Raw genomic sequence first — 9,627 nt, 5'->3', positions numbered from 1 at the left:
AAGCAGCACATTTTGAACACACAATTGCCGTGACAGAAAATGGCCCGGAAATACTAACACAACTATAATTTAAGGGTTTATTTTTGTGGTCAACATGGAGAATCCTCCTTATGGGTGGGGAGCGGGGGAAGGGCGCTAATAAATTTAGAAATGCTAAAAGTAAAAAAATTTTAGTGGAGGTGGTAAATTTTTGTTAAAAACTGATGTTTTGAATTCCGTTAAGGAAATAGTGGAATTGTTAGAAGAAAAAGATGGAGAAAATATTGTTGTACTTGACATGGAAAATTCTGAATTGATGGTTGATTACTTTGTTATTGTTACGGGAAATTCAGAACCACATAGAGTAGCTTTAAGAGACCAAGTAGTTAGGTATTTAAAAGATGAAGATATACCCATAACTTTTTACGATAAAGGTAAAAGTACCGATTGGATGATAATCGACGCGGGTATTTTTATAGTTCATATATTCTCGGAAGAGAGTAGAGAATTCTACGATTTAGAAGGGCTTTGGGGAGAACAAAATAGAATGGTACTATAAAATAATACTCACATCTTTCGTTTTTCACCTCGGTGCCCATAAAAGGGTCGGTGAAAAAAAGAAAGGTGGAGGTTAGAAAACCAAATCAAACAACTACGGAGGTGTATTTTTGTGTCAGTGGTAAGTATGAAACAGTTACTTGAAGCAGGAGCTCACTTTGGTCATAGGACGAGAAGATGGAATCCCAAGATGCAGCCTTATATCTTTACTGCAAGAAAAGGTATTCACATTATTGATTTACAAAAAACTTTGAAAAGTATTGACGAAGCCTATGACTTCCTAAAAAATTCGGTCATGGAGAAGAAAAGAGTATTGTTCGTTGGGACTAAGAAACAGGCACAGCAGATTGTTGCCGATGAAGCCCGCAGATGTGGAGAGTTTTTTGTAAACAACAGATGGCTTGGTGGTTTGTTAACAAACTTCAAAACGATAAAATCTAGAATTGATAAGTTGGAACAACTAACAGAATATGTTGAAAGCGAAGAGTTTTCGAAACTACCCAAAAAAGAGCAAGCAACCATACGCAGAAATTTAGAAAAATTAGAAAAAAACTTGGGTGGGTTACGTGGAATGAAAAAAATTCCAGATATTCTTTTTATTATTGATCCTAAAAAAGAAGAAATCGCTGTGAAAGAAGCTAATTTGCTTAATATACCTATAATAGCAACGGTGGATACTAATTGTGATCCGGATGTTATTGATTACGTTATTCCAGCAAACGATGATGCTATTAGAACCATAATGCTCATTGTTTCAAAAATGGCTGATGCGATTATTGAAGGAAAAGAAGGTAGAATTGAAACTCTCGAAGAAAGTAGCGAAGTAGAAGTAGAAGAAGAAAAAGACGAAGTAATAGATGAAGTAGACGAAAAATTAGAAGCTGAAGAGAAATACGCCATTTACGCAGAAGAATTAGAAGAAGAGGAAGAAGAATTTGTACCTTCAGAAATAGAAGACGAGGACGAAGACGAAAAATTTTAATTTTTGGTTCTACATAATACACCGGGGGATTACTCCCGGTTTTTTTATAAGAGGTGATAATTTTGAAATTTTACATACGGACATTTGGTTGTCAAATGAATATTAATGAAAGTGAAATAATGGCAGGTCTTTTGAAAGAAGAAGGCTTCGAATGGACTGAAAATCCAAAAGAAGCCGACATAATATTGATAAATAGTTGTGCCGTTAGAGAAAAAGCAGAAAATAAAATGTATGGAGCCATAGGCGGTTACGGTAAACTAAAAGATGAAAATAAGAATTTAATCTTAGGTGTAGGTGGTTGCTCTGCAGAAAAAGAAAGGGAGAATCTGCTTGAAAGATTTAAAAATATAGATTTTGTCTTTGGCACTAGAAATGTGGTAGACATAGGAAATTTGGTAAAACGAGCTTTATATGGAGAAAGGTTCGCTGATTTTAGCGACAAATTAGATGAAGTAAGTTACGATATTCCAAAGATGCCGTCAAGTAAACACCATGCTTGGATTACTATCATATACGGATGCAACAAATATTGCACGTACTGTATAGTTCCATATACCAGAGGTTTTGAAAAAAGTAGACCTATGGAAGATATAATAAGAGAAGTTGAAAGCTATGCAAAAAAGGGCTACAAAGAAATAACCTTTTTAGGTCAAAATGTTGATTCCTACGGTAAGGACTTTGGAGATAAAAAATCTAAATTAGACCTTCTCATACAAAAGGCAGCTGAATTTGATTCCATAAAACGAATTTGGTTTTTAACCTCATATCCATCGGATATAACCGATTCTTTGATACAAACTGTTGCCAACGAAGAAAAAGCGGCAAATTATTTTCATCTTCCAGCTCAATCGGGAAGCAACAAGATTCTTAAAGCGATGAATAGAAAATACACAAGAGAAGAGTTCATTGAACTTGTTAATAAGGTAAAGAAAGAGGTAGCTAACGTTACGGTATCCAGTGATTTTATAACGGGCTTCCCTTCAGAAACAGATGAGGATTTTGAAGAAACGGTAGATTTGATTAAGCGATGTAGATTTGAGAGAATAAATATCGCAGAATATTCTCCAAGAGAAGGAACCATAGCTTATAAGTATCAAAAAGATGATGTTCCTAAACACATTAAAAATAAAAGATTGCAGTATCTCATGGAGTTACAAAAAAGAATAAACCTTGAAGAGAATGAAAAGTATCTCGAACAAGAAGTTGTTATAATTCAAGAAGGAAAGGCTGGGAAAAATGGTACTTATATGGGAAGAACAATGAACAATAAATTAATAATCTTCGAAAGCAATGAAGAGTTGAACGGTGAATTTTTGAAAGTAAAGGTCAATAAAATTACACCAGGTCCATTGTATGGTGAGGTTGTAAACAATCTTTACTGACGGCCTAATAGATAGAAAAAAGGGGTGTTCACATTTGATACATGGAAAAGTATATGAATCTTTATCGTTTTATAGCCGAGCACTGAAAAGTGATGTGAAATATTCTATTTATCTTCCACCTAAATACGACATTGAAACCAGGAAATATCCGACTATTTATCTTCTGCATGGACATGGAGGGAACGAAACGAGTTGGCTAAGAAAAGGTCGAGTAGATCAAAGTTTGGATTTAATGATAACTAACAATGAAATTCCACCTTTTGTTGCCGTGATGCCTGATGCTAAGAACAGTTGGTACGTTAATTCTCCAACTGGTGTTAACTATGAAACCGCTTTGATAGAGGACCTTCTTCAACATATAGAAACGCAGTACAAGGTTTATAACGAACGTTCTTCAAGATTCATAGCCGGTTTATCTATGGGAGGATACGGTGCCTTAAGGTTGGCATTTAAGTATCCAGAGTTATTTTTGTCTGTTGCTAGTTTAAGTGGGGGAATAACCAGAGAAGTTCCCCCAGAGAAAGAAGTCGATTTATATGGCAATGAAATTCATGTAAGAGAAGATTACTATCATGACGCATTTGGCTGGCCTTTTGACCCAAAGTTTTGGGAGAAAGAGAATATTTTTAATTATATAGAACACGTAAAACAAAGCGGCTTAGAGCTTCCAGTTTATCTTTCTTGTGGAAGTGAAGATTACTTTTACCTATATTTAGGTGCTTCTGAACTGCACCATGAATTAAGAATCAATGGCATATCTTCAACTCTTTTCATAAAACCAGGCGACCATAATTGGTTTCTTTGGAGCCAAGAAATAAAAGATGTATTAAGGTTCTTTGCAAAAAATATGCTAATTATCCATTAAAGTAAGGAGTGAATTTATGGACCAAAAGAATGCCACCTATAGGTTAGTAATGAATTCGTTGTTTATAGTTCTATCCATACTTTTGTCAAGGTTATTAGCGATTAGAATTCCCATAGGCAATGTGGAAGTTATTAGATTTGGGTTTGGAACGATTCCTATGTTTCTTTCCGCCTTTATTTTTGGGCCCCTGGATGGTTTTATCGTTGGAGGTTTATCTGATTTGATTGGTTTTTGGATAAATCCAATGGGGGCGTTCCTTCCCCAATTCACGTTGACCTCGGCCTTACACGGTTTGATTCCAGGTATAGTTTTTAGGTATTTTTTTAAAAGAAGAATCAATTATTGGTCACTAGCCATTTCCTGTGGTTTAGGTGAAGCGGTAGGAATAACCTTAACACCATTCTTTATTCATCAAGCTTTTGATGTTTCATATGCGGTTCTTATGCCTCCACGAATCGGTGGCTATGTGGTCTCATTCTTTTTGAACGCCTTTATAATGCTTTTATTACTCACGAGAATTCCTCAAATTAATAAAATGATGGAGAAAAAATAAGATGGATAAATATTATGAGTTTGTTTATGAATTAAAAGCCAGCGAGGAAGAAAAGATAATAGATCAGTTCATAAAATATGGGTTTAATTCCTTTTACTTTGAAGAAGATGTAGAAAGTTCAAAGACTTTTCTGAAGTTGTATGTCAAGAAGGAAGAGCAAATCAAAGATATTTTGGATTTGCTTTCTATGTATGGTTTAAAACTCCTTTCGAAGGAAATTACTGAAGAATCAAAATGGTTAGAAGAATGGAAAAAAACAATAGATGTTTTTGAACTTATAGATGGAGTTTGGATCAATCCTTTTTCCGATAAAAAAATAGAAAAACCGGGAATAGTATTGAATATAATACCAGGAAGTGCATTTGGAACAGGTTTACATTCAACCACTAAACTGGCAGCCGAACTTTTGAGAAAGGTTTGTTGCATAGGTAAAGATGTTATAGACGTTGGAACAGGTAGCGGAATCTTGTCCGCTTTGGCTAAAAAGATTGGGGCTAATCGCGTTTTGGCTTTAGATAACGATGATTTGGCTACAGAAAAAGCAAAAGAAACTGCTATTTTAAACAATGTCAGTATTGAGATAAAAGAATCCGATTTGTTAAGCACTGTTGGAGAACATGAAAGATTCGATATATTAGTTTCTAATATTGTGGCTGAAGTACTGATACAGTTAATGAAAGATCCTAAATTTGATAAAATACTTAAAAATAAAGGATTTGTCATCCTTTCTGGTATAATTGAAAGTAAGGAAAAATTGGTTATTGAACAAGCAAAAGATGTAAATTTAGTATTGAAAGATAGAATGGAGGACGGTTCTTGGATAGCTTTACTGTTTCAAAAGAAGACTTAGAAATAATTGAAAAACAATTGGGACGGTGCGTTAGTAACGTATTAACTATAGAAAAAAGATGCATTTATGGCTATCCTCAAGTAATAAAGAGCTTTCCTTTAAAAGATGGAAAGCCTTTTCCTACTCTTTACTGGTTAACCTGTCCTTATTTAGTGGAAGAAGTTTCAAAATTGGAAGCACAGCAAAAAATAGCGGAAATTGAAAAGATTATACAAAATGATCCAGAATTAAAACAACAAATGATCCGCGCACACGGAGTAGAAATTGAAAAAAGAATGAAGCTATTAGGAGAAAAAATCAATTCCCTACCTGAAAATATGATCAAGAAACTAAAAGAAACAGGAATAGGTGGGATAGAGGATTTCTCTAAAATAAAATGTTTACATTTACACTATGCATCGTATTTAGATGGGGAGAATAATCCCGTGGGGGGAATAGTGGATCGTTACATTGCTAAGAAATGCTGCGACGACAGTAGATGTGAAAAATTAAAATCTTAAGGGCAAGTTACATTCATTTTATGGGGTGTGGGAGAAGCACTTTTCCTGCTGAGTTAGGGACCGCAGGTCCTTCCTTAGATGGGTGGGGAGCGGGGTGAAAGGGCGCTAACACAAGATAATGAAACAAAGATTCATATGGTTTTTAAGGGGCGAAGCCCTTTTGCAGCTTTGTGCAAAAAGACTTTTTAAAAACAAACAAAGATCTTGGGGTTCTTAAGGGGTTTACCCCTTAATGCAAGGAGGCGACTCAACCTATGATTGACAGATCAATTTTAAACAACATCCCTAAAAAACCAGGAGTATATATTTTTAAAAACAATAAAGGTGATCCTATATATATAGGCAAGGCAAAAAACTTAAAAAACAGAGTTTCTTCCTATTTTAACAAGAAAAACTACATAGGAAATGAAAAAACTTATGAAATGCTAGAAAAAGCCACAAATTTAGACTACATAATAACTTCAAATGAAAATCAAGCATTTATCTTAGAAGCCAACCTCATCTATATTCATAAGCCAAAATACAATATAATGTTAAAAGATACACGAGTGTATCCATATATTTTAGTAACGGATGAACAATTCCCCAAGATAAAATACATTCGTACAAAAAAAGAAGAAAAAGGTAAATTCTATGGTCCATACTCTGATGTTAAATTTGTAAAAGACGTTATCGAAGTACTCCAAAGCGTATATAAAATCAGAAGTTGTGACAGAGATTTAAGCAGGAAAAGCAAACCATGTTTCCTTTACCATTTAGGAAGATGCTATGGTCCATGTTACAAGGATGTAGACGAAACGGTATATCAAGAATCAGTGGAAAAGGTTAAAAAAGTTTTATCAGGAGATATTGAAGAAGTGAAAAACTATCTTCAAAAAGCCATGAAAGATTATGCCAAAATAAAAAATTATGAAAAAGCCGCTCAAATGCGTGACACATTGTTCAAATTAGAAAATTTATTTGAAGAAGTAGCGGTTGAATACAAAAACGGAAAAAATTTAGATATAATAATGTATGAACCTCCAGTTTATTTAGTTTTAATAGTAAGAAAGGGATACTTGATTTCAAAACTTTCCTTCACGATGGAAGGGACGTTGGAAGATTTCTTGTATCAATACTATATTGTTAGAAAGAATGAACCGCCTTCTTTGATATCGACATTATACAATGAAGAAATTTCTCCAGAAATTTTGGATTTTCTGAAAGAAAAAGGCTTAAAAAGAATCGAAAAGATAGGTAAAAGTTCTAAAATATATGAAATGGCTTATACAAATTTGCAAGAAGAAATAAAAAGGCAAAAAGATTTAAGCTTTGCCTTAAAACAAGCAAAAGAAATACTTTCTTTGAAAAAAGAACCAAAAATTATTGAAGGTATAGATATATCTCATCTTCAAGGGTTATATACCGTTGCCTCTTTAGTACGTTTTGAAAACGGCAAGCCCAAAAAAGAAGGATACAGAAAGTATCGATTAGATGATATAAAAGCCCCAGATGACTTTGAAAGTATCAGAACAGTTATAAAAAGAAGATATCAAAAGCATGAATTACCTGATCTTTTATTTATTGATGGAGGAAAAGGACAGGTAAATTCAGCTGTAGAAGCACTAAAAGAAATCGGCTATTCTTTGAAAGATGTCGATGTTGTAGGTATCGCCAAAGAAGATGAAAGGATAGTTTTACCTGGTGACATACCCGATCTTCACTTACCTTTGGATCATCCAGTGTTAAGATTACTTATATACGTAAGAGATGAAACCCATAGGTTTGCTATAGGCTTTAACAGAAGTCTCAGAAGTAAACGATTCGAAAAAACAAAGTTGGATGATATTTACGGTATAGGTCCGAAAAGGAAAAAAGAATTAATAAAACATTTTGGAGGGATTCAAAAATTACTGGAAGCATCAATTGAAGAGATATCGAAAGTCGTTAAAAGTGAAAAAATCGCTAAAAGAATAAAAGAAAGTTTGGGAGAGAAATAATTTGGAAAAATTAATTGAATTTGCCATAAGTTACTTAAATAAATACAAAAGCTTTTTAGCCGATGAATTTCAACATTTTTTCTTTGGCGCTGTTTACGATGGTGAAGACAAATTTCCAGTCTACTGTATTTTTATAGATGAAGAAGGAAGAGTTTTTGAAACTCTGGGACCTGATAAACCAGGAAAAGTTATGAGTGTCTTATACCCTACGTATTACAATGATCCTGATATATTACTAAAAAAATACACAGAACTATCTAAGCAATACAATAAAATAATACAACCCGACACGGCATTTGGAATAGTACAATCACCTTTTAAAATTACATCATACAGGGTATGGGGAAATGAAAGGCTTATAAAAAAGCTCATATTCTCTGAAAAATTAAAAGGCGAAGAATACATTTCTCTCTATCAGAGCATAACAGATGAAAAATTGAAATTCATAATAGAACATTACAAGCAATGGGATGATGACATATTTTATTTTCCATATTTGAAGGACATTCATGTTTTATTTAAAGTTCCCGATCATATAAGTAGTTCAGAAGTATCTATATATATTGAAATAGGTCGAATATTAAAAGAAAAAGTGCTTCGAGGATACAATTTTTTGGAAAATTCATACAAACTTCCAGAAATGAAAGTTAAAGCACCAGCATTAGCCGTATTCAAAACACCTGCAGATCGTATCCTTGATATAGACTTCAAATCTATTTATGATCAATTTATAAAAAAGACTGCTAAAATAGTTGACCAAATTAATGAAATAAAAATTGAACTATAACGCATTAAAAAAAGCTTTTGATTTTTAAAAGGGTCACAGGGCGGAGTCCTCCCCCATCTCCTCTGGGTTAGGGACCGTAGGTCCCTTTTAGAAAGGTGGGCTGCAGGGCAAAACATTGATTTTCCCCCTTATGAGATGGAAGTGGATTAGATCTTATTCCTTGCTCCTTATGGGTGGGGAGCAGGGTGAAAGGGCCCTAGATAATAGGAATGTAATATTTCTACAAAAGGAGAGAACAATGAAAGTAAACATTGAAGATTATTATAAAAGGACTAATCAAAATCTAACGCCAAAAAATATAAAAAAAGAAAAAAAATCTCCTTTTACACTCGCTGAAATGCTATATGGTACATTTAATATAGTTATTTCTGTAATATTTATATTACTCGTAGTAATAATGAACACTGTAAAACCTATTATTAATGATCTTCTTAACCCCAATTTTCCGTTAGAAACCAGACAAATATTTTTTCTATCTATATTAATGTTGGTCTTAGGAATACTGTTTGAAATATATGCCATAGAAAAAGCTAGACTTCACAGATACTCGTTAATAGGCGCTATCTCTTTTTTCTTTTCAATCTTTATGACTATTGCTATAACTTATATAATAATAAAATATTCTTTAAACTGGGTAGGAATACAATTGTTCGGACAAACTGAAATAGGCCAAAACAAATGGTTTTATTTACCTTCCATAGCCTATTTAGGATATTCGATATTCAATGTATACTATTCTTTTTCTTTGATGAATTCACAATAATTTTCAAATAAGTTCATAAAAAAGAAATTGACAAAGTGGAGAGAGATGTGGTAATATATACAACGCTGATGGATGAAAGAGAGAAAGAAAGAAAAAAGTAAGAGAAGAAGGAAAGGGAAAGCTCATTGAAAAGTAGATAGAGGAGGCCCAAGAGTATAGGATGAAGGGTTTGATCCTGGCTCAGGGTTAACGCTGGCGGCGTGCGTAACACATGCAAGTCGGACGGGTTATAGATCTTCGGAGATATAACCAGTGGCGAACGGGTGAGTAAAAGGTAGGGACCTGCCCTAAGGACAGAGATAGCTACTGGAAACGGTAGGTAAACTCTGATAAGCCCGAGAGGGGAAAGTGGTAGACAGCCTTAGGATGGACCTACTATCCATCAGGTAGTTGGTGAGGTAAAGGCTTACCAAGCCGATGACGGATAAC

Annotated in this window: 10 protein-coding genes and 1 rRNA gene; all 11 read left to right on the top strand. The window is 34.0% G+C overall.

All coding sequences use genetic code 11. From position 1 onward, the window contains the following. The first annotated feature begins 190 nt into the window (after positions 1-190). Positions 191-538, top strand: a complete 348-nt coding sequence (gene rsfS, locus X925_RS10180; RefSeq protein WP_012209633.1) for a ribosome silencing factor — start codon at positions 191-193, stop codon at positions 536-538. A 111-nt stretch (positions 539-649) separates the two neighbouring features. Then, positions 650-1,519, top strand: a complete 870-nt coding sequence (gene rpsB, locus X925_RS10175; protein ID WP_121959884.1) for a 30S ribosomal protein S2 — start codon at positions 650-652, stop codon at positions 1,517-1,519. Between the two features lie 62 nt (positions 1,520-1,581). Further along, positions 1,582-2,901 carry a tRNA (N6-isopentenyl adenosine(37)-C2)-methylthiotransferase MiaB gene (gene miaB / locus X925_RS10170; RefSeq protein WP_121959883.1) on the top strand — a complete coding sequence of 440 codons (1,320 nt, stop codon included), beginning with the start codon at positions 1,582-1,584 and terminating at the stop codon, positions 2,899-2,901. A gap of 34 nt (positions 2,902-2,935) precedes the next feature. Then, positions 2,936-3,766: an alpha/beta hydrolase family protein gene (locus X925_RS10165; RefSeq protein ID WP_158245464.1), complete on the top strand. Its 831-nt coding sequence runs from the start codon at positions 2,936-2,938 to the stop codon at positions 3,764-3,766. Positions 3,767-3,782: 16 nt separating this feature from the next. Continuing rightward, complete coding sequence (locus tag X925_RS10160) at positions 3,783-4,319, top strand: folate family ECF transporter S component (RefSeq protein WP_012209637.1); 537 nt, start codon at positions 3,783-3,785, stop codon at positions 4,317-4,319. Position 4,320: 1 nt separating this feature from the next. Then, on the top strand, positions 4,321-5,169 hold the full coding sequence (locus tag X925_RS10155; RefSeq protein WP_121959881.1) for a 50S ribosomal protein L11 methyltransferase: 849 nt from the start codon (positions 4,321-4,323) through the stop codon (positions 5,167-5,169). Further along, entirely contained in the window at positions 5,136-5,669 is a 534-nt protein-coding gene (locus tag X925_RS10150) for a DUF501 domain-containing protein (protein WP_121959880.1), read from the top strand. Before X925_RS10155 ends, X925_RS10150 begins: the two co-directional genes overlap by 34 nt. Positions 5,670-5,923: 254 nt before the next feature. After that, entirely contained in the window at positions 5,924-7,648 is a 1,725-nt protein-coding gene (uvrC, locus tag X925_RS10145; RefSeq protein WP_121959879.1) for an excinuclease ABC subunit UvrC, read from the top strand. A 1-nt stretch (position 7,649) separates the two neighbouring features. Further along, positions 7,650-8,435: a DUF4895 domain-containing protein gene (locus X925_RS10140; RefSeq protein ID WP_103065823.1), complete on the top strand. Its 786-nt coding sequence runs from the start codon at positions 7,650-7,652 to the stop codon at positions 8,433-8,435. Between the two features lie 238 nt (positions 8,436-8,673). Further along, the gene (locus tag X925_RS10135) at positions 8,674-9,198 is read left to right on the top strand and encodes a hypothetical protein (RefSeq protein ID WP_012209642.1); all 525 of its coding nucleotides are present in this window, start codon (positions 8,674-8,676) and stop codon (positions 9,196-9,198) included. Positions 9,199-9,355: 157 nt separating this feature from the next. Beyond that, positions 9,356-9,627, top strand: a 16S ribosomal RNA gene (locus tag X925_RS10130); the annotation flags it as partial.

This window comes from Petrotoga sp. 9T1HF07.CasAA.8.2, from assembly GCF_002895585.1.
In the GTDB taxonomy this organism is placed as follows: domain Bacteria; phylum Thermotogota; class Thermotogae; order Petrotogales; family Petrotogaceae; genus Petrotoga; species Petrotoga mobilis.
This window is presented reverse-complemented; position numbering and strand designations above follow the sequence as displayed.